Annotated in this window: 23 protein-coding genes and 1 riboswitch; of the genes, 2 read left to right on the plus strand and 21 right to left on the minus strand. The window is 61.2% G+C overall.

Features of this window, described 5'->3' with window-relative positions; genetic code table 11:
* The first annotated feature begins 63 nt into the window (after positions 1–63).
* Positions 64–1,323 (plus strand): dicarboxylate/amino acid:cation symporter, encoded by a 1,260-nt coding sequence (locus tag A6764_RS18555; protein ID WP_035300725.1) that lies wholly within the window; start codon positions 64–66, stop codon positions 1,321–1,323.
* Positions 1,324–1,555: 232 nt separating this feature from the next.
* The gene (locus tag A6764_RS18560) at positions 1,556–3,136 is read left to right on the plus strand and encodes a PTS sugar transporter (protein ID WP_065067911.1); all 1,581 of its coding nucleotides are present in this window, start codon (positions 1,556–1,558) and stop codon (positions 3,134–3,136) included.
* 129 nt (positions 3,137–3,265) lie between these two features.
* Here A6764_RS18560 and A6764_RS18565 read toward each other — a convergent pair whose 3' ends face one another.
* The 21 genes from A6764_RS18565 to A6764_RS18665 form a co-directional block, all read right to left on the minus strand.
* The gene (locus A6764_RS18565; RefSeq protein WP_065067910.1) at positions 3,266–4,252 is read right to left on the minus strand and encodes a lipoate--protein ligase; all 987 of its coding nucleotides are present in this window, start codon (positions 4,250–4,252) and stop codon (positions 3,266–3,268) included.
* Positions 4,253–4,377: 125 nt separating this feature from the next.
* On the minus strand, positions 4,378–4,692 hold the full coding sequence (locus tag A6764_RS18570; RefSeq protein ID WP_065067909.1) for a DMT family transporter: 315 nt from the start codon (positions 4,690–4,692) through the stop codon (positions 4,378–4,380).
* Positions 4,674–5,042 carry a DMT family transporter gene (locus A6764_RS18575; protein WP_065067908.1) on the minus strand — a complete coding sequence of 123 codons (369 nt, stop codon included), beginning with the start codon at positions 5,040–5,042 and terminating at the stop codon, positions 4,674–4,676. The genes A6764_RS18570 and A6764_RS18575 overlap by 19 nt, the downstream gene beginning before the upstream one ends.
* 71 nt (positions 5,043–5,113) lie before the next feature.
* Positions 5,114–5,213, minus strand: a riboswitch (guanidine-I (ykkC/yxkD leader).
* A gap of 41 nt (positions 5,214–5,254) precedes the next feature.
* Positions 5,255–6,130, minus strand: a complete 876-nt coding sequence (locus A6764_RS18580; protein ID WP_065067907.1) for an HpcH/HpaI aldolase/citrate lyase family protein — start codon at positions 6,128–6,130, stop codon at positions 5,255–5,257.
* Entirely contained in the window at positions 6,127–6,705 is a 579-nt protein-coding gene (locus A6764_RS18585; RefSeq protein WP_065067906.1) for a Fe-S-containing hydro-lyase, read from the minus strand. Before A6764_RS18585 ends, A6764_RS18580 begins: the two co-directional genes overlap by 4 nt.
* A gap of 45 nt (positions 6,706–6,750) precedes the next feature.
* A complete protein-coding gene (locus tag A6764_RS18590) occupies positions 6,751–7,593 on the minus strand; it encodes a fumarate hydratase (protein ID WP_065067905.1) in 843 nt (280 codons plus the stop codon).
* Positions 7,590–8,333 (minus strand): succinate dehydrogenase iron-sulfur subunit, encoded by a 744-nt coding sequence (gene sdhB / locus A6764_RS18595; protein ID WP_065067904.1) that lies wholly within the window; start codon positions 8,331–8,333, stop codon positions 7,590–7,592. Before sdhB ends, A6764_RS18590 begins: the two co-directional genes overlap by 4 nt.
* A 16-nt stretch (positions 8,334–8,349) precedes the next feature.
* A complete protein-coding gene (gene sdhA / locus A6764_RS18600; protein WP_065067903.1) occupies positions 8,350–10,146 on the minus strand; it encodes a succinate dehydrogenase flavoprotein subunit in 1,797 nt (598 codons plus the stop codon).
* Positions 10,147–10,162: 16 nt separating this feature from the next.
* Complete coding sequence (locus tag A6764_RS18605; protein ID WP_083989887.1) at positions 10,163–10,780, minus strand: succinate dehydrogenase cytochrome b558 subunit; 618 nt, start codon at positions 10,778–10,780, stop codon at positions 10,163–10,165.
* Complete coding sequence (locus A6764_RS18610; protein WP_065067902.1) at positions 10,777–12,129, minus strand: MmgE/PrpD family protein; 1,353 nt, start codon at positions 12,127–12,129, stop codon at positions 10,777–10,779. The genes A6764_RS18605 and A6764_RS18610 overlap by 4 nt, the downstream gene beginning before the upstream one ends.
* The gene (locus A6764_RS18615) at positions 12,130–13,041 is read right to left on the minus strand and encodes a succinate--CoA ligase subunit alpha (RefSeq protein WP_065067901.1); all 912 of its coding nucleotides are present in this window, start codon (positions 13,039–13,041) and stop codon (positions 12,130–12,132) included.
* A 25-nt stretch (positions 13,042–13,066) separates the two neighbouring features.
* Positions 13,067–14,287, minus strand: a complete 1,221-nt coding sequence (locus A6764_RS18620) for a succinate--CoA ligase subunit beta (RefSeq protein WP_065067900.1) — start codon at positions 14,285–14,287, stop codon at positions 13,067–13,069.
* 106 nt (positions 14,288–14,393) lie between these two features.
* Positions 14,394–15,059, minus strand: coding sequence for a GntR family transcriptional regulator (locus tag A6764_RS18625; RefSeq protein ID WP_065067899.1), 666 nt, complete (start codon positions 15,057–15,059; stop codon positions 14,394–14,396).
* Positions 15,060–15,155: 96 nt separating this feature from the next.
* Positions 15,156–16,430: a TRAP transporter large permease gene (locus tag A6764_RS18630; protein WP_065067898.1), complete on the minus strand. Its 1,275-nt coding sequence runs from the start codon at positions 16,428–16,430 to the stop codon at positions 15,156–15,158.
* Positions 16,418–16,909, minus strand: coding sequence for a TRAP transporter small permease (locus A6764_RS18635; protein WP_065067897.1), 492 nt, complete (start codon positions 16,907–16,909; stop codon positions 16,418–16,420). The genes A6764_RS18630 and A6764_RS18635 overlap by 13 nt, the downstream gene beginning before the upstream one ends.
* 96 nt (positions 16,910–17,005) lie before the next feature.
* Positions 17,006–18,028 carry a TRAP transporter substrate-binding protein gene (locus tag A6764_RS18640; protein ID WP_065067896.1) on the minus strand — a complete coding sequence of 341 codons (1,023 nt, stop codon included), beginning with the start codon at positions 18,026–18,028 and terminating at the stop codon, positions 17,006–17,008.
* A gap of 142 nt (positions 18,029–18,170) precedes the next feature.
* A complete protein-coding gene (locus A6764_RS18645) occupies positions 18,171–18,698 on the minus strand; it encodes a MaoC family dehydratase (RefSeq protein ID WP_065067895.1) in 528 nt (175 codons plus the stop codon).
* A 115-nt stretch (positions 18,699–18,813) separates the two neighbouring features.
* Complete coding sequence (locus tag A6764_RS18650; protein WP_065067894.1) at positions 18,814–20,283, minus strand: SLC13 family permease; 1,470 nt, start codon at positions 20,281–20,283, stop codon at positions 18,814–18,816.
* 211 nt (positions 20,284–20,494) lie between these two features.
* Positions 20,495–21,490, minus strand: a complete 996-nt coding sequence (pdxA, locus tag A6764_RS18655) for a 4-hydroxythreonine-4-phosphate dehydrogenase PdxA (protein ID WP_029097825.1) — start codon at positions 21,488–21,490, stop codon at positions 20,495–20,497.
* Positions 21,483–22,793 (minus strand): four-carbon acid sugar kinase family protein, encoded by a 1,311-nt coding sequence (locus tag A6764_RS18660; protein WP_255309751.1) that lies wholly within the window; start codon positions 22,791–22,793, stop codon positions 21,483–21,485. Before A6764_RS18660 ends, pdxA begins: the two co-directional genes overlap by 8 nt.
* Before the next feature lie 182 nt (positions 22,794–22,975).
* Positions 22,976–23,941 carry a 2-keto-3-deoxygluconate permease gene (locus tag A6764_RS18665; protein WP_065067892.1) on the minus strand — a complete coding sequence of 322 codons (966 nt, stop codon included), beginning with the start codon at positions 23,939–23,941 and terminating at the stop codon, positions 22,976–22,978.
* Positions 23,942–23,981: the final 40 nt, after the last annotated feature.

The following is a 23,981-nucleotide window of genomic DNA, read 5'->3' on the forward strand; positions in this document are numbered from 1 at the left end:
TTCTTTAGAATGCAAATACAGAGAATGTAAAGCGCTTTCATCATACGGAAAGGAAGGGGACTTATGCGGATCAATTTTAAAAACCTGACCGTGCAGGTCGTGATCGCCATTATCCTCGGGATTATCGTCGGCCATTATGCGCCCAAGTTCGGGTCTGATCTGAAAGTGTTGGCCGACGTGTTCGTCAAGTTGATCAAGATGGTGATCCCGCCGATCGTCTTCTTTACCGTCGTCAACGGCATCGCCGGCATGGGCGACATGAAGAAGGTGGGGAAAATCGGCGGCAAGGCGCTGATTTATTTTGAAATCGTTACCACGATCGCGCTCGCCATCGGCCTCCTGGTGGTCAACATCATCAAGCCGGGCGTCGGTTTCGACAAGACCGGCCTCAGCGGCGCCGACATCTCCAAGTACACAAAGGCGGCCGAGGAAACCAGCCACGGCTTTATCGACTTCTTCGTCGGAATCATTCCGGACAACGTCGTCAACGCCATGGCCAAAGGCGAACTGCTGCCCATCCTGTTCTTCGCCGTCCTGTTCGGCCTGTCTCTCGCGGCCATGGGCTCCGCCGCCCAGCCGGTGATCAACCTGTTTGACAAGCTGGCGCACGGGTTCTTCGGCGTCGTCAACATGATCATGAAAGTCTCCCCGCTCGCGGCATTCGGGGCGATGGCCTACACCATCGGCACCTTCGGCATCGACTCCCTGAAGAGACTGGGCCTGCTGATGGGATCGGTCTACATCACGATGTTCCTGTTCATCGTCGTGGTGCTGGGGCTGATTGCCCGCTTCTACAACTTCAGCATCTTCTCGTTCATCAAATACATTCGCGAAGAAATCCTGCTGGTGCTGGGCACCTCGTCGTCCGAATCGGCGCTGCCCCGCATGATGGAGCGCCTGGAAAAATACGGCTGTTCCAAATCGGTCGTCGGTCTGGTCGTGCCGACCGGCTACTCGTTCAACCTGGACGGCACGTCCATTTATCTCTCCATGGCGGCCCTGTTCATCGCGCAGGCGTACGGCGTCGACCTGTCCATCTGGCAGCAGTTGACCCTGCTCGGCGTCTTGATGCTCACGTCCAAAGGGGCGGCCGGCGTCACCGGCTCCGGCTTCATCACCCTGGCGGCAACGCTGGCCGCGTTCCCGATGATCCCGGTCGAGGGCATCGCGCTCCTGCTCGGCGTCGACCGCTTCATGTCGGAAGCGCGCGCCATCACCAACCTGATCGGCAACGGCGTGGCTGCGGTAGTCATCGCCAAGCACGAAAACGAGTTTCATCCGCCTGCCCCGTCGGACGGGAAATCGCCGGCCATCTCGGCGTAACGGCGGCCACACCACACCTCTTTTGACGGGTCTGGACAGCATCATTGCGTTTTCCCGGATGTGAACCGCGAAGTTCCATCCGGCGCTGAACCTCCCCTTACCGGGAGGTTCTTTTTCATGCATGAAACGCGCGAAAATCGGTTGAATCTTCCGGCATTCTTTTATAAAGTAATCCTATATCACTTTACCAATGGAAAGCAGCAGCGAAGGAAAAACGGGAGGACATCTTGGGATGAAAACGATCGCGATCCTCGGGAGCAGCGGGGGAAACTTGTACAATCTGGGCGGAAAAGAGCCGGAGAAGCTGCTGGAAGAAATCGCCGTACAGGCGGCAGCGGCCGGCCTGCGCATTCGGGCGGTGCAGTTCATCGCCGCCCAAGGGTCCATGGACATGGCGGGCAGCGACACCGGCGCCTCAGTATTCGGATGGGACGGCGAGGCGCCCGCCGTGCTTTTCGCCGGCACGCTGGAGGCGTGCAACCGGCATGTGCGGGAACTGGATGAACAGATCGCCGCTGACATCCGGCGGGGTGAGATTGACGGCCTGATCCTGATGAGCGCGGACCCGGACGGGGCGAACCGGCTGGCGATTGAGGCGGCCGTTGAACGGGGCGTTCCGATCGCGGGTACAGGCGGCACGTCAATGGCCCTGGTCAGCGCGAAAGGGGCCAACGTGATCGCCTCCTCCGGCACGACGGGAACCACCAACCGGACGAGGGCGGTCAGCTTCGTCGCCGCTTTGAGCAACCACTGGGGGATCAACTACCGCCCGGTGATCGGAACCGCCGGAAAGAGCGGCGCCGTCCCGGACGGACAGCCGTGGAAGCGGATCAACGTCAGAGGGATCATGATGGCGTCGCTTCCCGGCTTTATCGCCATGGCGGTCATTCTCGCGCTGGGCAAGGTTCCCGGCCTGGAGGCGCTGCAGGGTGTCTTCGACCTGCTGATCAAGGCGCTTCCCGTCGTCGTCGCGGCGGTGGCCGCCAAGCAGGTGGCCGAGATGGAGGAAGTCTCCGTCGTCGCCGGTGTCCTGGCGGGCGTTCTGTCCGTGGACGGCGGGATCATCGGCGGCATGATCGGCGGCATCGGCGCCGGGGTTCTCGTCCAACTGCTGTTTCGCACGTGCGTCGAATGGCGCTTCCCGGCGACGACGGTCAACATTATCGCCGGCGGCGTGTCGGGGCTGGCGGCCGGCCTGGCCGTCCACTTCCTGTTCGCCCCCGTCGCCCTGCAGGCGGGGGAACTGATCAAGGTGCTGATCGAAAGCGCGGTGGGCTACAGTCCCGTTCTCGCCGGACTGATTGCCGGTCTCCTGATCTGGCCGGCGATCCTCGGCGGCGTCTACCATGCCGCCATCCTGCCGATCGTCCTTTTGGAAATGGAGAAAACGGGGAACAGCTTCCTGGGCGCCGTCGACATGGTCGGGCTGGTCATGGTGTCCGCGGGAATCACGCTGGCCAATATCGTCTCGCCGAGGGAAAAGAGCGAAGCGGCGGTGGCCGCCCCCGGCTTTTTGATCAACATGGGCTTCGGCACGTTTGTGGAGGCCGCCTACCCGTTCATGTTTGCCAACCGCATCGTCTTTGCCGGGGCCATCGGCTCCGCCGGGTTGGCCGGCATGCTGGCGGGCATGTTCGGCGTCAGGGGAACGGCGTATGTCCCCTCCGTCGTGGCCCCTTTGCTGTCCAACAACATCGCCGGGTTTGCCATTGCCATGGCCGGCGGGCTCGTCAGTTCGTTCCTGGTTACGCTGGTGGCAAACAAGATCGCGAAACGATCGATGGGAAAAACAAACGAGCAGGCGTCGGCGTGATTCCCGCCGGCCCCCTGGCCTCCCGTGTCGCGGCCTTTCCCCAAACCCGCCGCAGCACAAACCCTCTCGTCCCCCTTTTCACGAGGGAGGAGAGGGTTTCTTTGTTTTGTAACCTTTCGTATGGTTTTGCTAGAAAAACAGGGACAGCAACTCCTCGCGCGACCATTTTCCGAAAAACGGCTCGATGTCGATGCGAGCGAGCACATCCGCCACCGCCTGCTTGTCGTACGGCACACCGCGAAGCATGGCCTCGATTTCGGACACGTCCCTCATTCCGAAGAAGTCCCCGTAGATTTTGGCTTCCTTGATGCGCCCCTTCTCGATCTCCAACCGCACCTCCACCGTCCCGATGTCAAACCGGCGGGACTGCCGAAAATTGCTTTTCGGCGATTTGCCGTAATTCCACTCCCAGCTTTGGTAGCGGGAGCGGGACAACTCGTGGATGTTCGCCCAATCCTCGTCGGTGAGCGGATATTCCTCCACCGGTTTGCCGTCGAAGATGAAGGCGAGCAGCGCCTGCTTGAACTCCTCGATCGTCATCGGGCGGGGCAGAAATTCCGAAATGTTGGCGACCCGGCTGCGAATCGACTTGATCCCTTTCGACTGGATTTTCTGTGGATTCACGTTCAGCGCGGAGACGACGCGCTCCAGGTCGGAGTCAAACAGCAGCGTGCCGTGGCTGAACATGCGTCCTTTGGCGGCGTACTGGGCGTTGCCGGAAATTTTCCGCTCGCCCACCTGGATGTCGTTGCGGCCCGTCAGCTCCGCGTCGACGCCCATCTGGCGCAGGGCGCGAACGACCGGATCGGTAAACTTGCGGAAGTTGTGAAAGGACTCCCCGTCGTCATTGGTAATAAAACTGAAGTTGAGGTTGCCAAGGTCGTGGTAGACGGCGCCGCCTCCCGACAGCCGGCGCACCACGTGAATCCGGTGTTCGTTGACGTAGTCGACATTGATCTCTTCGATCGTATTCTGGTTTTTCCCAATGATGATGGACGGTTCGTTGATGTAAAACAGCAGGTAGTCTTCGTTGGCGGGCAGGTGCTTTAAGGCGTATTCCTCGATCGCCAGGTTGATGCGGGGATCGGTGATTCCTCGATTGTCAATGAATTTCATGCGCTTTCCTCCTTTGCGGATCTGATGACTGTCAGCTTGTCCGAGCAGCGGTGTGCAAGCGTCCGGTGTGTCGGACGCCATGATCACCGGCGCCATGTTGAATGTCAACAGACAGACGGGGGCGGTCAGGAGATCAGCTTCAATCCGACCGCAGCGGCAAGGATGACGCCGATACACAGCACACGGCGCCAATCGGTTGACTCGTCGTACAGAACCATGCCCAGAATGGCGCCGCCTGCCGTGCCGATGCCGGTCCAGACCGCATAGGCCGTCCCCATCGGCAGGGTTTTCATCGCGAGGGAAAGGCACAGAAAGCTGGCACCGAAACTGGCGAGCAGCAGGGTCAGCGTCAGCCAGGTCCGATCGCGGTGCCATTTGTTGATCATCGCCACACCCGTCATCTCGAAAAGTCCGGCGGCGATCAGATACAGCCACGCCATTGCGTCTCCCCTCCTTCCCTGTTCTCTGCCGGTTTCTCATGGGTCACCAGCTTCAAGCCGACGACGCCCCCCAGCAGCAGCAGGATCAGGAGCACTTTCAACCACTGAAACGGCTCGCCGAAAAAGACGATGTCGGCCAACACCGTGCCGGCCGTGCCCATGCCGACAAAGACGGCGTAGACGGTGCCCACCGGCAGTGTCCGGCCGGCCCTGATCATCAGGAAAAAGCTGACGCCAATGGCCACTGCTGTTCCCAGCCACGTCCAAAGATCGTACGCGTGTTTCAACCCGATCACCCACAGCACTTCAAACACAGCCGCGAGGAACACCATTGCCCATTCTCTGTTCACGTCTCTCTCCTCCTATCCTCTCGTTTTTTCCAGCGCAGCAAAAAACCCGGGGGTATCGCCAGCACAACGATATCTCCCGGGCTTTTATCCCTCCGTGTCACAGCCAATGCGGCTGTGTGTTTTCTCTCGAACCAGGCCAGCCAACGCTGCGGAACCCTAGAAAACAAGTGCTCTTCCATTTGGCCGTACTGTATCACATCGAGGCCGCGGGGTCAAGTGCGGAGGTGCTGCAGCGCTTCCGCCTGCCGGAGGATCCGCTTGGCCCGCTCCGCCACGGGGTAGTCGACCAGTTTTCCGTTGACAGAAATGGCGGCGCTGCCGGAAGCGAGCGCTTCGTCAAAGGCGGCGGAGACCGCTTTCGCCTCCGCGATTTCCTCCGCCGTCGGGGAAAACGCGTCATGGACAATCGGGATCTGGTCGGGATGGATCACCAGCTTGCCCTGAAAACCGAGCTGTCTCGCAAGGCGGGCATCATTTCGCAGTCCCTCCGCATCTTTGACGTCCACGAAAACGGCGTCAATCGGCGGTTCGATGCCGGCTGCCCGAGAGATCACCACCAACTGGGAGCGGGCAAACAAAAGTTCCGTTCCTTCCCGCGTCAGCCGGGCGCCGATATCGAGGGCAAAGTCGACCGAACCGAACGCCAGCCGCTTCACCCTGGCGCTTGCCGAGGCGATGTCATAGGCGTGGTAGAGACCGGACGCCGTTTCAATCAGGGGGACGATCTCCATCGAGCCGCACGGCAGATTCCCGTGATGCTCAAGCTGCGTCAGGTGGGCGTCCGCAGCCAGAATCTGCTGACGGTTTGCCGCTTTTGGCAGAACGATGCCCGTCAGTCCGCGCCCGATCGTGCCGTTGAGGTCGTCCAGGTAAAACGGCGTGGTCGGGTCATTCACCCGCACGTATTGGGGACGGCTGCCGTTTTCTTGTACCGCCTGGCGCACCATGTCCCGCGCGCTCGCTTTTTCCTGAAGCGGCACGGCGTCTTCCAAATCGTAAATGATCACGTCAGCCGCCAGCTCCCTCACCTTTTCCAGCCGCCGCCGGTTGTTGCCCGGCACGAACATCCACGAACGAACCAGCGTCATCTTCCGCCTCCGCCCCCTCCCCACTCTTCCCGGTACTGTTCCACGCCCTGCCGGTACAGGTCATTGCCGTACATGTCGTTGATCACCACGGCCGGAAACTGCTCGATCACCAGCTTGCGCACCGCTTCCGGGCCGAGGTCTTCGTAGGCCACCGGCTCCTGCACCTTGATTGTTTTCGCCAGCAGCGCGCCCGCGCCGCCCACCGCCGCAAAGTAGACCGCCTTGTGTTTCGCCATCGCCTCTTTGACTTCCTGATTGCGATAGCCTTTGCCGATCATCCCTTTTAACCCCAGCGCGAGCAGCCGGGGCGCGTATGTGTCCATGCGGCCGCTCGTCGTCGGGCCGGCCGAGCCGATCACCTGCCCCGGTTTGGCCGGAGTCGGACCGACGTAGTAGATCACCTGCCCGCTGACGTCAAACGGGAGCGGCTCCCCGCGATCCAACGCTTCGATCATGCGCTTGTGGGCGGCGTCCCGCGCCGCGTAGACCACGCCGCTGATCAGCACCCGGTCGCCTGCCCGCAGGCTGGCCACCGCCTCATCCGTCAACGGAGCGGTAATGTGTTTGACTGCCATCGTGTCCATCCTCCTTCCGTTTGGCTTCCTTCACCCGGCTCCGTGTCACAACACGGCTTCCTTGTGCCGGCTGGCGTGGCAGTTGATGTTGACGGCAACGGGCAGGGAGGCGATGTGACAGGGGTAAATCTCGATCTTGACGTCCAGAACCGTCGTCCGGCCGCCCATTCCCTGCGGGCCGATTCCCAGTTTGTTGCACAGCTCCACCAGTTCCTCCTCCAGTACGGCGATTTCCGGCCGGGGGCTGCGCTCGCCGATGGGCCGAAACAGCGACTTCTTCGCCAGGTAGGCCGCCTTTTCAAATGTTCCGCCGATGCCCACGCCGACGACCATCGGCGGGCAGGCGTTGGGACCCGCGTTCCGCGCCGTCTCCAGTACAAACGCTTTGACCCCCTCCACCCCGTCGGACGGCTTCAGCATGTTGAGCGCACTCATGTTTTCGCTGCCGCCGCCCTTGGCGGAGAAGTGGATGGTCAGTTTGTCGCCCGGCACCAGCTCCACGTGCGTGACGGCGGGAGCGTTGTCTCCTGTATTGACCCGTTCCAGCGGGTGACCGACGATGGAACTGCGCAGATACCCCTCGCTGTATCCCTTGCGCACCCCGTCGTTGATCGCGTCGTACAGGCTGCCGCCGACGATCCGGCAGTCCTGCCCCACTTCCACGAGAAAGACGGCAACGCCGGTATCCTGGCACATCGGCACCCGTTCCCGGGCGGCGATCTGTGCGTTTTCCATCAACTGTGACAGCACGTCCCGGCCTGTCTCCGACACTTCCGAACGAATCGCCTGCCGGAACGCCTGGACGACATCCGCGCCGAGGTCGTAGTTGGCCCGCTGGCACATGTCGGCCACTGCCTCCACAATGGCGTCATACTTGATTTCTCTCATGAGAAAAACCACCTCTTCCAGGCATGCCGGTTGGCATCCCGATTTACTTCAGCCAGGGCCGTGGTCAGCGGAATTCCTTTGGGGCAGACCTGGACGCAGTTTTGCGATTGGCCGCAGTTGGCGATCCCCCCGTCGCTGATCGCCGCGTCCAGGCGCTGTTCCTTCATCATCGCCCCGGTGGGATGGGCGTTGAAATAGCGGATCTGCGCCATCGCCTGCGGCCCGAGATAGGGGGAGCGGTCGTTGACGTTCGGACAAGCTTCCAGACAGCAGCCGCAGGTCATGCAGGTGGCATACGCGTACAGCTCCTGCTGCTGCTCCTGCGAGACACGCGGTCCCGGCCCCAAGGCGTAGGTGCCGTCGATGGCGATCCAGCCCTTGATGCTCTGCAGCGCGTCAAACATTCGCTTGCGGTTCACCGCCAGGTCTTTTTCGACGGGAAACGTGGCCATCGGCTCCAGGCAGATCGGCTGTTCCAGCTTGTCGACCAAAGCGGAGCACGCCTGCCTGACCCTGCCGTTGATCACCATGCTGCACGCCCCGCACACCTCTTCCAGACAGTTGGACTCCCAGGCGACGGCCCTCACTTGTCGGCCCGCCGCATTCACCGGGTTCTTTTGAATCTCCATCAGCGCGGCGATCACGTTCATGTTCGGCCGGTACGGGACGACAAACTCCTCCCAGTACGGCTCGCCGTCCGGCTGGTCCTGCCGCTTTACCTTCATCTGCACCGTGTTCATCCCGACACCCTCCTCTCTATGCCTGTTGACGGGCGGCCACAGAGCCCCGGTCGGATGCCCGGTCCGCCGCTTCCTTCACGACGTCATAGCGCCGGGGGCGCGGCTGGATGTAGGCAAGATCGACCGGTTCGTAGCGGAAAAGCGGCCCCTCCGGCGTGTAGATGGCGAGCGTTGTCTTCAGCCAGTTGGCGTCGTCGCGCTCGGGAAACTCCGGCTTGTAGTGAGCGCCCCTGCTCTCGTTGCGGTGGAGCGCCCCCAGCGTGATCACCCGGGCCAACTGCAGCATGTTCCACAACTGGCGGACAAACGTCACCGTCCGGTTGTACCAGTCGGAGGTGTCGTCCACGCCGATCTTCTGCCAGCGCTCCAGCAGCTCCTGCAGCTTCTCGTCCGTCTTTTGCAGGCGGTCGTTGTAGCGGACCACGGTTACGTTGTCCACCATCCAGTCGCTCATCTCCACATGGAGCCGGTACGGGTTCTCGTAGCCGTCCATCCGGCAGATGCGTTCCATGTACGCTTCCTGCCGCCTGCGCTCGGCGGCGAACAGGTTGGGCGACAGGTCCTGGGCCGACTTCTTCAGGCCGCGGACGTACTCGACCGCTTTCGGCCCCGCCACCATCCCGCCGTAGATGGCCGACACCAGCGAATTGGCCCCCAGCCGGTTGGCGCCGTGGTATTGAAATTCGCACTCGCCGCAGGCGAACAGGCCGGGGATGTTGGTCATCTGGTTGTAATCCACCCACAGACCGCCCATGGAGTAGTGCATCGCGGGGAAAATCTTCATCGGCACCTTGCGCGGATCGTCGCCGACGAACTTCTCGTAGATGCTGAGAATGCCGCCCAGCTTCTGCTCCAACTGCCGCTTCGGCAGGTGGGACACGTCGAGGTAGACCATGTTCTCTCCGTTGATGCCCAGTTTCAGGTCGACGCAGACGTGGAAAATTTCCCGCGTGGCGATGTCCCGCGGCACCAGGTTGCCGTATGCCGGGTACTTTTCCTCCAGAAAGTACCACGGCTTGCCGTCCTTGTAGACCCAGATGCGCCCTCCCTCCCCGCGCGCCGATTCCGACATCAGCCGCAGCTTGTCGTCGCCGGGGATGGCGGTCGGATGAATCTGGATGAACTCGCCGTTGGCGTAATGCACCCCCTGCTGGTAGGCGATGCTGTGGGCACTGCCGGTGTTGATCAGCGAGTTGGTGCTCTTCCGGAAAATCATCCCGATGCCGCCGGTCGCCAGGATCACCGCATCGGCGGGGAACTCCTTGATCTCCATCGACTTGAGATCCTGAGCAACGATGCCTCGACAGACCCCTTCGTCATCGAGGATGAGGGAAAGCATTTCCCAATATTCAAACTTTTCCACCCGCCCTTCCGACTCGAAGCGGCGCACCTGCTCATCCAGGGCGTAGAGAATCTGCTGGCCGGTGGTGGCGCCGGCAAAGGCGGTGCGGGAATACTTGGCCCCGCCGAGCCGGCGGAAGTCGATCAGCCCTTCCGGCGTGCGGTTGAATGGCACACCCATCCGGTCCAAGAGGTAGATGATCTCCGGCGCCGCCTCGCACATCGCTTTAACCGGCGGCTGATGGGCCAAAAAGTCTCCCCCGTAAATCGTGTCGTCAAAGTGTTCCCAGGCGGAGTCGCCTTCCCCTTTCGTATTCACCGCGCCGTTGATGCCCCCCTGCGCGCAGACGGAGTGGGAGCGGCGGACCGGCACGACAGAAAAGAGCTTGACCATTCCTCCCGCTTCCGCAATCTTGATCACGCTCATAAGGCCGGCCAGTCCGCCGCCGACGACGATGATGCTTTCGTTCATGACACATCCTCCCTTCTTACCAAAATGCGATCAGCGCCCCCACCCCGACGCCGCACAGGGCGGCGAACAAGAGCGTCCGCAGAACCGAGGAAATCCGCTGCCCCCGCGGGCCGACGGTGATTCCCCAGGTAATCAAACCGGTCCACAATCCGTTGGAAAAGTGAAACGTGGTGGCGATCACACCCAGCACGTAAAAGGCAAAAATGAACGGGTTTTGCAGATGGGCCTGGACCGCCTCGTAATTGACGGGCGCATCAAACAACAGGCTGGAGAGGCGAAACGCCCAGATGTGGTAGAGCACAAACACCAGCGTGATCCCCCCGCTCACCCGCTGCGCGACGAACAGCCAGTTCTGCCGGTAGGCATAGCGGTACGGATTGACTTTCGCCATCATCCCGATGTAGATGCCGTACACCGCGTGATACAAGAGCGGCAGGGCGATGAACAGCACCTCGACGACCGGCAGAAAGGGGATGCCCGACAACGTCTGGACGTGCCGGTCGTACGCCTCCTGTCCCATCAAGGCGATGGCGTTGGAGTAGAGGTGTTCCAGCAAAAACAGGCCGAGCGGCACCAGTCCGGCCAAGGAGTGCAGCCGGGCGAGAAGGAAGCGGCGGGTGGACAGTTCGTTCACGACACGCGGCTCCTTTCGTCCCAAAATCGGCCGACGTCCGCGATCGTTTCCAGGTGCAGGATCGTCTCCAGGTAGCTTCGCCTTGTGTCCTCGGGCAAATGGGCGGCCAGGTCGTGGAACTTTTCCGTCAATTCCGCTGCCGTCACCGGGTTTTCCGGGTCCCCTTTCGGGTAATCGGCCACGAGGCGCAGCACTTCTCCCGCCACTGTCTCCGCTTCCATGCTGGATCCCCACCGCTCCGGATAAGCGGCATCCACGTCGGGGTCAAGCGTCAGCTCCACCCGCTCCATCAGTGAGCGGACTGCCGGATCGTGCAGCGTCTCCTCGCTGAAGTCGGCCAGTCCCGCCCTGCCCTTGACGAGGGCGAGCGCGACGCAGAACTGCAGGCTGAACTTGGCCGCGTACACGGTCTGCGGGTCGGGATTGTCGGTGATCGCCAGCACCGACCGATAGCCGCCCACCCGGATTCGGCGCAACTCCTCCGTACGGATGCAGGACTGTTGGCGCAGCTTGAGGGCGAGATCGACGGCGGGATGGGTGTGGCGGCAGGAAGCGTGAATCTTGAATGAATTTTCCGCAATTTTGAAATGCTCCCCCAGCCGGTCGGTAATCCGCGACTCGTCAACGGTTTCCGCCATCGCCCGGAAAAAGCCGCGCTCCCCTTCGAGGATGCGGGAGGGGCCGGTAAACCCTTTTTGCGCCAGCAGGGCGGCCAAGAGCCCGTTCATCGCCGCTTTGCCGGTGTGAAGCTGTTTGGACATCGCGCCGTCGACGATAAACTCCCACAGTCCCGCCGCCTGCGTCCCCGCATTGCCCAGCGCGTGGACAATTTGCTCCTCGTCCAGTCGAAGCAAGGAGGCCGCTGCCGCTGCTGCGCCAAACGTTCCGCAGGTGGCGGTGTTGTGCCAGAAGCGGTAGTGGGACGGGCTGACCGCCTCGCCGACGCGGAAACAGACGTCGTAGCCGACCGCGACCGCCGCGATCAGTTCTTTGCCGCTTCTGTTCAGCCACTCGGCAGCGGCCAGCGCCGTCGGGATGACGACGGTGGCGGCGTGAATGATCGACTGCTTGTGGATGTCGTCCAGTTCAACGACGTGAGAGGCGGCTCCGTTGACCAGCGCCGCGTTGGCGACCGACGACCTGCCGCCGGTGACCAGCGTCGCCTGTCCGCTCCCCCCCAACTCCCTCGCCAGCTCGTGAATTATCCGCACCGGCTGTTTGGCCGCGCCGGCCAGCGCGGAGCCGAGCCAGTCTAGGATGCACAGTTTGGTGAACGCCACCGTCTCCGCCGGCAGGTCTTCATAGCGGGTCCGGGCGATAAAACCGGCCAGTTGTCTGCTCAGTGACATTTACTTCGCCTCCTTTGCCGCCAATACGGATTGCAGGACCTCGATCAAATCATCGTACCGCTCCACCACGTGGGCCCCCGCCTCCCGCAGCTTTTGCGCCTTGCCGGACGGGCGTCCCACATTGCCCAGGATCAGCGCCCCGGCATGGCCGAACACCGTTCCCTCCGGCATCCGCTCTGTAAACCGCCCGGCGATGAAGGAGATCAGCGGTTTGCGAAAGCCGCCGCTTTTGACAAACGCGGCTGCCTCTTCTTCAAACGTCGTGCCCGGTTCGGAAAACGTCACGACCGCATGCGTATCCGGGTCTCGTTCGAACAATTCCAGCAGGTCGCGGATCGTCGTGCCGATCAGCGCGTCGCCGCCGATGCCCACGCTGGTGCTGACGCCAAATCCGGCCCGCTTTACCATCCACGACGTTTCCGCCGTCATCCCGCCGCTGCGGGAGATCACGCCGACATGCCCCGGCACGAAGCAGCGGTCGGGGTTGTCGCCGCCGATCGAGCCCAGCTTCACCCGGTCCTTCGGGTTGATCATGCCCACCGTGTTGGGGCCGATGATCCGGACGCCGTTCTGCCTGGCGAGGTGAAGCATCTTGACCGTATCCATCTGGGGAATGTTCTCCGTCGTCACCACGATCACCTTGATGCCGTTGTCGATTGCTTCCCGCACGGCATCCAGCGCAAAGGCGGGCGGCACGACGACCAGGCTGGTGTCCGCCTGATGGGCGTCAACCGCTTCCCGCACCGTGTTGTACACGGGAACCCCGTGTACGTGCTGCCCCTTTTTCCCCGGCGTCACCCCGGCCACCACGTTGGTACCGTAGTCCAGCGTGTGACGGGTCACCATCGTCGCTTCCCGTCCGGTAATTCCCTGGATGACGATGCGCGAGCGCTTGTCAATCAAAATGGCCATGCTCTCTCCTCCTCGTTTTCCCGTTTTACGTATACAAGTCCGGATAGGCGGACCGCATCCGCGCGATCATCGCCGCCGCCGCTTCGCAAATCGTCACCTCTTCGCCGTAGTACTCCACGCCCGCCTCGGTAAATATCCGTCTGCCCACCTCGTCGTTGACGCCCGCTTCCCGCACGACGACGGGAAACGTCCGGGGATCGATGCCCGTGTCCGCCAGCGCCCGGACGATCCCCCGGGCCATCACGTCGATCTGCGTGTTGTTGGTGATGTTGTGGGCGACAAACAGCCCTTTGACGCCGGGCTTGGAGAGGATTCCTCTGGTCAGGCCGTACACTTTTTCTTCCGGGGGATTTCCACCCGTTTCCGAGTAGTTGGCCGGCCGGCCGCCCAGGTCGACCAGCGCGTCAAAGCTGAGCAGGCTGCCCCCGCCGCCGCCGCACATGAAGCCGATATCCCCGCCGTCCATCTCTGTGTAGCGGGCGGTACCCCGGTAATCGGCGTCATTCACGGTGATCATCCGCTTTTCCAGCTCCGTCAGCGGACGCCACGCCCGTTCGCCGCCCACTTCGACCATCCCCTCCAGCCCCTTCTGTCGAAACATCGCGGCGTCGTCGACGGCCATCACCGACGCGGCGGCCACCAGCGAGCCCTGTGCGGTGACGGCGAGCGGATTGATCTCCAGCAGTTGGCAGTCGTAGTGGAGAAAAGCGGCGTACAGCTTGGCGAGGACGTCGCTCGCCTGCAGCAGTTCCCTGCCGTTTAAGCCGAGGCGGCTCCACACCTCTTTCGTCTTGTAGTCGGCCAGCCCCGTCAGCGGATCGACGTGCTCGATCACCACCTTGTCGGGATGCTCGGCCACCAGCTCTTCCACCTCCACGCCCCCTTCGGTCGAGGCGATGATCACCGGCAGTTGTTTCTGCTTGTCAATGGTGATGGAGACGTACAGTTCCTTGGCAATCTCCAGCATTTCCTCGACCAGGATCTTGTCGACCGGAAAGTGGCTGACCGTCATGCCCAAGAGTTCCCGGGCCCGCTCTCTCGCTTCTTCCGGCGTCTTTGCAAAGGTGACGGCCCCCGCCTTGCCCCGCTTCCCGACCGGGACCAGCGCCTTCAGCACCACCGGCTTGCCGAATCGTTTGGCGATCGCTTCCGCCTCCTCGGCGGTGTCCGCCACCCAGTGTTCCGGCGTCGGGACGCCAACCTGACGAATCAACCGTTTGCTGTGATGTTCCAAAACCTTTCCCATTACAAGCTCCTCCTCTGGCCCCACTTTGGATATCGGATATTGGATCCAATACAAAGAAAAATTGTGAAGGATTGAAAAAAACAATCCCCACACATGTATCGCTCGGTTACTCGCCCTGCGCCAGGTGTTCCTTAAACGCTTCCCCCGTCCGCAAGATGTGTTTGCGGATCACTTCGGACAGCCGCTTGGCATCACCTGATTCGATCAGCTCCAGCATCTCCTTGTGCTCGGCCTGCGACCGCTCCATCTGCCCCGGCAGCATGCCGGGCGTGTGCGGCGGAAATCCGTGCCACAGCATCTCCAGGATCATGTGCGCCCGGCGCCAGCGGCATCCCTTGCGGATCATGCGGTGAAATTCAGCGTTTTTCGCAATGAACTGCTCCGCGTCTCCCCGTTGGACGGCCTCTTCCATCTCTTCGGCCAACTGCCCCAGCATCCGCTTGTCGTCATCGGTCAGATGGGGCAGGGAGCGTTCCGCCGCGATCGCTTCCAGCACCGAGCGCAGATAGTAAATCTCTTCGATGTCATCGGATGTCACCGGCGTCACGATGGCTCCCTTGTGCGGCTCCAGCGTGACCAGCCCTTCTTTTTCCAGTTGGCGCAGCGCCTCCCGGATCGGCATCCGGCTGACGCCCATGGCTTCGGCCAGCTCCTCCTGCACGAGCCGTTCCCCCGGCTGAAACTCCCGCCTGAGAATCGCTTCCCGCAGACGGGAGACGACCCGCTCAAGCAGTGTGGAACGGTCATGTAATCGCAAGTGGCTTCGCTTCATGGGTGTATCCTCCTGACAATCGTATGCATTTCCCGTACGCCTGTTGGCAGCTATCTCCCATTTTTACAGAATCGGCCGCTTCCAGTCAATTCCCGCTCAGTTGGCCATCTGCACCGGCAGCCAGAGCGAGAGCTGCGGCCAGACGACGATGACGACCAGAACGAGGATCATCAGGGCGATAAACGGCATGACTCCCCTGACCACCTCTTCCAGCTTGGCCCTGGCGATGCCGCTGACCACGAACAGGTTCAGACCGACAGGAGGCGTCACCATCCCCAATTCCATGTTTACGGTCATGATGATCGCAAAGTGAATGACGTCAATCCCCAGCAGCTTCAAAATCGGCAGGAAGATCGGCAGGGTGATCAGGATGATGGAGGTCGGCTCCAAAAACATGCCCATGACGAAGAACAGGATGTTGCACGCGATCAAAAACGTCCATTTGTTGATGTCGCCTTCCATGATCCAGGCGGCAATGTTTTGGGGAACCTGCTCATTGGTCAGGTACAGGCCGAAGACGGTGGCGCCGGCGATGATGAAGAACACCATCGAACTGGTGTTGACCGTCTCCCGCAGGATCGTCCGCGCGTCCTTCCACGTGATCTGGCGGTAGACGAACACGGCGACAAGCAGGGAGTAGACGCAGGCGACCACGGAGGCTTCCGTCGGCGTCGCGATCCCCTTGTAGATGGAGCCGAGGATCAAGAGCGGCAGCAGTGCGGCGGGCAGCGCCCTGACGCTCAAGACGAAGCGGTCGTGCCAGCTCGCTTTCGGCAGGCGGCCGAAGTTTTTCCAGCGGGCGTACACGATAGCCACGACCACGAGGACGGCGGTCAAAAACAGGCCCGGCAAAAACCCGGCCATAAACAGCTTGCCGATCGATTCCTCGGCCACCGTTCCGTACACGATCAGCGGAATGGACGGCGGGATGAGAATCCCCAGCGTGCCGGAAGCGGCCACGAGGCCCATCGCGTATCGCTTGCTGTACCCGGCCTCCACCATCCCCGGGATCATGATCGCTCCGATGGCGGCGGCGGTCGCCGGGCTGGAACCGGAGATGGCGGCAAACACCGCGCAGGCGAGGACGGTGACGACGGACAGCCCGCCGGAAAAATGGCCCACCCACGCCCTGAGCGCGTCGATCAGCGCTTTGGAGATGCCGCCGCGCGCCATCAGGACGCCGGCGAGAATAAAGCCGGGGATGGCCATCAGCGTGGTGACGTTGAGCGACGAAAAGATTTTTTGCGGCAGCACGTCCAGGTTAAACCCGCTGTCCATGAGCGCGAGCGCGGCCGACACCACCAGCGAGACCGCCACCGGAACCCGCAGGAGCAGCAGCAGAAAAAAGACGAGAAACACTATCCATTCCACTCGATCTTCACCTCTTTTTTCAGGCTGGCCAGCAGGTTGTCAAGGAAGCGGTAGCCCAGCATCAGTCCGCTGAGCGGGATCACCAGATAGACGATCCAGAGGAAAATCCCCACATCGGTGGACTGCTGCTGCGTCTCCATGTAGAGCGCCAGCAGTTTGCCGCCGAAAAAGATGAAACAGAAACAGAACAGGACGCCGAGCGCATTGGCAAACACGTTGCACACCTTCTGGAGGGAGGCAGGCAGGCGATCGTACAGGACGTCCACCTGGATGTGATGCCCTTCCCTCAAGGCAACCGCTGAGCCGATCAGCGTTCCCCAGACGACGAAGTAGGTGGAAATTTCGTCGACCCACGCTTTCGGGCTGTTGAAGACGTAGCGGCACACCACTCCGTAAAAAATCAAGGCAACGCCGATCACGATCAGCGAGCCGGCGAGAAAATCTTCAAAAGCGGCATACCTTTCCCGCCATTTGGACATCGCTTTCAACCTCCCCGGTTTGGTTGGTTCGCCCCAAGGCACCGGTCCCCGGCGGAAACGGTGCCTCGTCTGTTTCTCTCAGGCCGCCCGCAGCCGTTACAACTGACGGGCGCCGTCAATAAACTCCTTGCCGATCGTCTTTTCAAACTCGCTGTAGACCGCTTCCATTGCTTTGACGAAGTTTTCCCGTTCCGCTTCGCTGAGATCGACCACCTGCATCTTGCCGGAGCCGCGCAGCTTCTCTTCGGAGCCTTTGTCCAACTGAACGGCCAGCTCCCGCTCGTATGCGGTCGCTTCCGCCATCGATTCGTCGAAGGCCTTGCGGATGTCTTCGGGCAGGGCGCTGTACCACTTCTTGTTGGTCAGGACGATGTAGTCGATCCGTCCGTGGTTGGACACCAGCAGGTGCTTCTGCACTTCCTCGTACTTCTGCGTGTCGATGTTGTTCCAGGTGTTTTCCTGGCCGTCCACCGTTCCCTGCTGCAGGGCGGTGTAGGTTTCCCCGAACGGAATGGTTGCGGCCCCCGCCCCCAGCGCCTTGAACTGCGCTTCCAGCACCTTGCCCGCCTGCGTGCGGAATTTTTGCCCGTTGAAATCTTCCGGCTTGGCGATCGGCTTGCTGGAGGTGAACACTTTAAACCCGTTTTCCCACATGGCCAGCCCCAGCAAATTTTTGCTTTCCAGGGAATTCATCAGCTTTTTGCCCAGCTCCCCGTCCCAGAATTTGATGACCGCATCGTGGTTTTTAAAAAGGAACGGCATGTCGACAATCTGGAAGGACGGGTTGAAGCCGACCAGCTTCGTCGCCGAAGGGGCGATGACATGGACGTTCCCCGCCTGCAGCGCTTCCAGTTCGTCCTTGTCGCCGTACAGCTGGGAAGACGGATACACTTCCACCTTCACCTTGCCGCCGGTCTTTTCCGCCAGCAGCTCGGCGAACCTGGTCGCGGCCTTGCCCTTTGGACTCTCAGCCGTAGTGACGTGAGAGAACTTGACGATCAGCGGATTCTCTTTCGTGTAGGCGGCGCTGCCCTGCGGCTTGGAACCGCCGCATCCCGCCGCCGTCAGCAGCAGTGCAGCGAGACAGCCTGCCATCCATGCGTTCCAACCTTTTTTCATGCGAAGACCCCCTTTTTCTGGTATGGATCGTTTCCCGACCTGACGTTCATTAATACTGAAAATTGCAAAAAATTTTCGCGGACGACCTCCTTTCCCCGATGTTTCCGCTGTCTCCTGCGATCCATTGCGATTTGCGCCAAGGCTACTCCTGCTTCAACGCCTGATTCCGCACGCGCCGGACCCGATCGCTGACCGCTTCGGGGCCATGGCCGCGCTTGTACACCATGAAGGTGCGGGTAAACTGGATGACCACCTCGTCGCGCTGATTGTAGCCAACCGTTTTCACCTTGACGATGCCGACGTGGGGACGGGACTTGGACTCCCGCTTCTCCAACACCTCGCTGTACGAGTAGATGGTGTCACCTTCAAAGACGGGGGCGGGAAGCCGCACGTCGTCCCAGCCGAGATTGGCCATCACGTTTTGCGAGACGTCCGCCACCGATTGGCCAGTGACCAGCGCCAGCGTAAACGTGGAGTCCACCAGTGGCCGGCCAAAATCCGTATTGGACGCGTACTCGGCGTCAAAGTGGATGGGATTGGTGTTCTGCGTCAGCAGGGTGAACCAGATGTTGTCCGTCTGCGTCACGGTCCGGCCGAGCGGATGGGGATACACGTCCCCCACCTCGAAATCCTCGTAAAACCGTCCCTTCCATCCTTCCTGTATGCTCATGGCTCCTCCTCTCTCCAGACGTTATGGATATTGGATCCAATTCTTATGATCATGATAGTATTCTCATCAAACCCTTGTCAATCCTTTTATAAAAGCGCTTTCATTTGAAAAACGGCTACATGTATCCAAGCCAGGACCACCAGGTTACGGCCATCAGATAGGTGATACCCGTCGTCGCCAGCGTCAACCAGAAACCGGGCTTGAAGAAATCCTGCTGCGTCACCCAGCCGGTCCCGTGCACCATCACGCCCGGGATCGTCTCCACCACCAGGATGAAGCCGAACAGACACGTCAATCCCGCGACAAACGCCAGCAGCAGAGCGGGTGCATTCTGCGCGTGGGCGGACAGCGCCATCACCACCGGAACCGTGGCGATGACGGCCGTGGACACGTTGGACGTCACCTTGTGAATCAGTTGGGTCAGAATCGTCACCGTCAGGACCGCCAATGCCGGATTGGAAAAGAGGTACAGCGTGAGGTCGTTCTCCATCCATCTGGACAGGTAGTCCGTCACCCCCGTCTCGTAGAGCGCCCTGCCCAGAGACAGCGTCACGCCCAGCATGATCAGGGGGGCAAATTGGATGTCGAGGATTTTGTCCCAGTCGGCCACCTTGATGCCGGGCCAGGCCATCAGCACGGCACCGATCAGCGCCGGAATGACAGGAGGCCAGCCGTGGATGCCTTCCAGCGCCCACATCACGCAGACGGCGCAGAGGATGGCCAGGAGCCGTTTCTCCCGCGAAGTCATCGGCCCGAGCTCCGCGATCATCGCCTTCATTTTTGCCGTGAGCCCTGTGGGGATTCCGTCTTTCTCGGGAAAACAGCGGTACAGCACCCACCAGGAGACGGGAACCAGGATCAGCCACATCGGCAGCGCCAGCAGCAGCCAGTCCGCGTAGGTGACGCGCTGCTGCAGGTAGGTGTTGATCAAATCGACGGTGATGACGTTGCCGATCGCCGCCGGCAGCACGGCGGTTCCGCTGATGCCGCAGCCGACCACCACGCCCATCATCCATGTTTTCCCCCTCGCATCGCCCGCCTGCACGCCCAGGATGGAGGCGATGGAAAACACGATCGGCAGCAGCATGGCGGTGCGGACCGCAGCCGCCGGGATGAAGAAGGCCATCACCTGCGGGATGAGGAGGATGCCGGCAAGGACGCCGCCCTTCTTTTCCCCGAACCAATACAGCAGTTGGTACGCCAACCGCTTGCCCAGCGAGGTCTGCTCCACCGCGCTGGCGATCATCATGCCCGCCACGATGAGAAAAATGGCCGGCGACGCGAAGCCGGACAGAATCAAATCGGTCGAGACCGCCCCCGACATGGGCAGCGCAAACAAGACGATCACGGCCGTCATGGAAAACGGAATCGGCTCCAGCACCCACAAGACGATGACCGCGAGCGTAATCGCCAGCGTCACCCGCGGCGCGTACTCCATGTAGTCCTGCAGGCCGAAGTAAACGAGGAGGAAGGCCAGTGCCGAGAGCGCGAACCAAAGCGGCTTTTTCAGCGCGAGCCGCATCCCTTTTCGCTCCGGCTGAACCGCGGCACGTTCCTTCCCTGTTTGCGGTTGGCTGGTAGACATAGGTTTTCCCCCGTACGAAAAGGATTCTTCTCTAAGGATATTGTATCCATTTTTAATTGTCTATCGATTTTGATTATTTTTGAAAAAGTCCGAGAGATATCAAATCTCCCGGACTTTTCCCTCCGTGCCGTAGCCTTATGACAGTCTGCGAGTGTTGCCTCGGTTCAGGCCAGACCATGCTTTACAGTAAAGCCGACACCGCGAACGCGCGTTACGCCCGTTTCGGCGCCAGTTCGACCGCCTGACGGATCGCCTCTTTCATGCTCAGCTCGTCAGCCACGCCTTTTCCGGCAATATCGAACGCTGTGCCGTGATCGACGCTGGTGCGGATAATCGGAAGCCCCACGGTAATGTTCACACCGGCTTCCAAGCCGAGCACCTTGACAGGACCGTGTCCCTGATCGTGATACATCGCGACGACAATGTCGAAGTCTCCCCGCGTCGCGCGGAAAAAGAGGGTGTCAGCCGGGAGCGGTCCCACCACGTCAATGCCCTCCTGCTGCGCCTGCCGAACCGCGGGCACCACTTTTTCCTCTTCTTCGCCGTATCCGAACAGCCCGTTTTCGCCCGCGTGCGGGTTGATTCCGCAAACGGCTATCTTCGGGGAGGAAATCCCCGCCTTCTTCAAGGTCTCATGAGCCAGGACGATGACTTTGTAGACCCGCTCCGGCGTGATCATTTTCACCGCATCGATGAGCCCCACGTGGGTCGTCACATGGATCACTCTCAGTTTGGGAGCGGACAGCATCATGGAAACATCCTTGGTATTGGTCAGTTCCGCCAGAATTTCCGTATGACCCGGGTAGATGTGCCCGCCCTTGTGCAGCGCTTCCTTGTTGAGCGGCGCCGTGCAGATGGCGTCGATCTCCCCGGATTTCGCCAGTTCGATCGCCTTTTCCAGGAAGCGGAACGCGGCGTCCCCGGCCTGGGCGGATACCTGTCCAAACGGCAGGTCTTCCGGCAGCAGGTCAAGGTCGAGGCAGTCGATCACGCCGTGTTCGTACTTCGCCGTGCCCGCATCACTGACCCGGCTCACGGACAATCCGGCTCCCGTGATGCGGTTGGCGCGCTCCAACATTTTCGCGTCGCCGATGACAAGCGGCCGGCACATCTGATAGACAGCCGGATCTGCCAGCGCCTTTACAATAATTTCCGGGCCGATCCCGGCGGCATCGCCCATCGTAATGCCTACAATCGGTTTACTCATGTTCCCGATCCCCTTTCAAAACGTGTAACGCATGAAGCAGCGTGTGATTGGTGCCAAAAGCTCCCGCCTTCGTGACGACAAACAGCGGGTGTGCGCCAACGAGGCGGCTGAGCGGAATCCCCGGCTCAATTTCGTCCAGGAGCTGAATGCCGCTGACACCCAAGTGGCGGCATACGGCTTTCGCCGTGTCTCCTCCGGTGAGAATCATCCCCTGCAGGTCATGCCGGGCGGCAATGGCCGCGGCGGCCGTGCCCAGCGCATCCGCGATCCGGTTGGAGATGTCCGTGTCCGTCATCCCCCGGGCCTCCCCCAACTCCTTGGCCCCTTTTACATGGGCGGAGGTGGCGAGGGAATAGAACGCCGCATCCCGTCCGCTCTGGACCGCTTCCTCCAGTTCCCGGACGCACCGCTCCAGTTCCCGCTGCTGCTCGTCCTCCCCTGCCAGCAGGGCGAGGGGATTCAGCTCCACGCGAGCCACGTGCGGCGCTTCGCAAACGCGCCTCACCTGCTCCTGTGTCGTTTGCGAGATGCTTCCCGCAACCAGCAGCACCGGTTTTCCGCCCGGGGCGATCGCCACCCTCGGCCGGGGGCGTCCCGCAAGTCCCAGCGTCTCGGGAAGAACATCGGCCAGTCCCGCGGAGCCGGTCCACAAGATCCGTGCCCGGTACCCCGTCATGATTGACGCAATCCGCTGCATGTCGTCGTCCGACTCGGCGTCGAAGACCATCACTTCCACGCCGTCCTGCCGCAGTCTGTCCACCTGTGCCCGAACGGCTTCCTCCCCCTCCCGCAGCACAGCCAGCGGGACCAGTCCCGTTTTCCGTTTGGATTGAGAGGCGAGCAGCTTGGGGATGTCCGATTCGCTCACCGGGCATTTGGGATCGCGGGCCATCTCCGTCTGGTCGATGGGCGTCCCGTTGAGAAAGTGTCTCCCGCCTCTCGTCACACGGCCGATTTTGGGATAGGCCGGGGCGACGACGGCGAAATCAAACGCAATCGTGTCCATCACCGCGTCGATTTCCGCCCCGAGATTGCCGCGCAGCGTCGAATCCAGTTTTTTATACACGTGTTGGAACTCCAGTTCACGCAAATACTGCGCCGCTTCCCTCACCCTGGCGTACGCGTCCGACATCGGGAGGGAGCGGCTGTCCGTATCCATGACCGCGACGTCCGTGTCGACGCACTCCGCGGCCGCGTTTTTCCAATCAAAAAGAACGCGTGTCTCCAAGCCCATCCGCGCAAACTGAACGCCTGAATCCGAGGCGCCTGTCAGGTCGTCTGCGATGATGCCTATTTTTCTCATGACTGTTGCCTCGCCTTCTGTCCATGTTTCTCCCATCCCGGCTGTCTACCCCCACCGTCCGCACATCATCCGCCGAGCCGCAGCGGGAAGGCAGAACAGCCAGCCGGGAGCCTCTTTCCTCTGACGATCGAAGCGAAGCGTCCCGAGCCGCTGCCTCGGGACACTCCCTCCTTCTCGATGGCTCATGATTGAGCCGTGTTGCTGTTGACGCCGATCCGCTTCGCCCACCAAGCCGTTACGATCGGTGCCAGAATGGCGGTCACGATCACGCAGGAAGCGATCAGCGCTGTTGCCGACGGCACCAATGGTTCGTACACGGGATTGGCGGCAGCTACAGCGGCCGGCACACCCACGGCGTTACCCGCGGTGGTGGCTGCGGCCAAACCGGCGATCCCGTTGCCGCCAGTCAATTTGTCTGCAGTAAAGAGCACGATGCCGGTAATGGCGACCACCGCCACTCCCAACAATACCCCCAGCAGTCCGGCTTTCCACACATTCTGAAGGTTCAGACCGGCGCCGAGCGCAAAGGCGAAGAACGGCACCAGTACCGGCACGGCCTTGCCCAGATAGTCGCGCATGTCTTTGTCGAGGTTGCCGAGAATCATGCCGACGACGAGCGGCAAAATGGCGCCGACCAGCGTTTCCCAGGGAAAGGCGGAAAGACCTGCCACACCCAGCGTCACCATCGTCAGGAACGGCCCCGACTCCAGGCTCATGATCGAGTACGCCCCTACGTCTTCTTTCTTCCCGAACTGTCCCATCAACGCCATGTACATGCCGCCGTTCGTATCGTTCATCGCGGCAACGATCGCCAATACGGACAATCCGGCAAAGAATCCGCTTTCAACCATGCCTTCGCCGAGAAATTTCGCAGCGATAAAGCCAAGCACGACAGCCGTCCCCACCTTGGCAGCCAGCAGGGCACCGCCCTTTTTCGCGATATACGGCGTCGCCTTGAAGTCGATGGTCGCGCCCATGCACACATAGAAGACAGCCAGAATCGGGAGTGCTCCGGTCAAAAGCGCACCTGTAAACGAACCAAACGTCTTCGCCGCCCCGGGAAACACGGTATTGATCACCGCACCGAGCAGCAGCGGAATGATCATCATGCCGCCCGGAATCCGTTCAATGGATGCTTTAATTTTCATGCGCAAGTGCCCCCTTTGGTACTATTGTTTAAAATTGAAA

It is taken from the genome of Brevibacillus sp. WF146, from assembly GCF_001673705.2.
Taxonomy (GTDB): Bacteria; Bacillota; Bacilli; order Brevibacillales; family Brevibacillaceae; genus Brevibacillus; species Brevibacillus thermoruber.